The 1,047-nt window shown below is 62.8% G+C and carries 3 protein-coding genes; all 3 read right to left on the minus strand.

The annotated features are described in order from the left end of the window. On the minus strand, positions 1 to 666 hold a 666-nt coding region (locus IE126_RS25430; RefSeq protein WP_229825945.1), incomplete at its 3' end, for a hypothetical protein. Position 667: 1 nt separating this feature from the next. After that, a complete protein-coding gene (locus IE126_RS25435; protein WP_189383165.1) occupies positions 668 to 823 on the minus strand; it encodes a hypothetical protein in 156 nt (51 codons plus the stop codon). A 2-nt stretch (positions 824 to 825) separates the two neighbouring features. After that, positions 826 to 1,047 (minus strand): phage tail terminator protein (locus IE126_RS25440; protein ID WP_456071395.1); only part of this gene is annotated, 222 nt, incomplete at its 5' end.

Here is a 1,047-nt window from a genome sequence, read left to right on the forward strand (position 1 = left end):
TGAGACGATCATGCTTTCGTTACCGATCAGGAAACGGGGCGTGACCTCGTTGCCAAGGTTCATCTCGACGCGCTCGGCAACGGCGGTCCAGCCATGCAGCGTCAGGACGGTATTCGCTTTGCTGACCACCACAGGCTTGGTCCAGCCCGCCTGAGACACCGCAGGCATGGCACCGATATCGGTAATCGTGCCGAGAAGCCCGAGGATCGTGAAACGGAAATACGGGATGCCCTTGGCGTTGAATTGCAGGGTCATGTTGCCGCGCGCGCCCAGCAGGACGTGACGGGTTTTGTCCATGACGAAGTAAAGCGATCCCGATTCCAGTGCCTCCTCGATGATCGCATAGGTCACCGACACACCGGCCAGAACGGTCTCGGACATGCCGCAGATCCGCGCCGCAGATCCCCATTTGGGTTTCGTGCCAGCGACGCCGGAACCTGCGATCTCGATATCGAACTCGATGCGGCCGTAGGTTCCGGCGAGCAGAACGCCCTGATTGCCCATGTAGGGCAGGATCAGGTCACGGCTCACCCGCTCCCCGACAATCGGGGTGAAGGTAACATTGCGGCCGATCAGTGCATCGGCGGCGGCGGGGGCGACATCGGTGCCGTAGACCGTTTCGGGCTTCAGCAGGATGGCGAGTTTCTTCCAGCGGCGGGCAGCCATATCAGCGGACCTTCTTCACGGGTTTCTCAGGCTCGGCCGGGGTTTCCGGCTCGACTTCGGGGGACGGAGTGACAGCGGGTGCGGTTTCGCCTTCGCGGGTCAGGGCGCCGGTGGCGGGATCGCGGATGTAGCTGCCGCCGGTGACGGGCTGTTCCATGGTCAAACTCCTTCGAGGAAACGGGCCGTTGCCCAGGTCTGGACGTAGATGCTGACGCCCTTCGAAATCGGGCTGCTTTCGCCCCCGATCAGTTCACAGGGTTCGTCGCAACTGTCGGGTTCCCAGCCAGCGAGGGCGCCTTCCATATCAGCCTTCAGCGCGTCGAAGCTCTTCGCGCGGTCGCCGCCCATCTTCTGGTCGTAGTTGCGCAGCACCATGCCGAC

The organism is Gemmobacter nanjingensis (assembly GCF_014652195.1).
GTDB classification, from domain to species: domain Bacteria; phylum Pseudomonadota; class Alphaproteobacteria; order Rhodobacterales; family Rhodobacteraceae; genus Gemmobacter; species Gemmobacter caeni.

Coding starts and splice junctions, on each gene's coding strand:
- IE126_RS25435 (WP_189383165.1), bottom strand. CDS start 823: ATGGAACAGCCCGTCACCGGCGGCAGCTACATCCGCGATCCCGCCACC.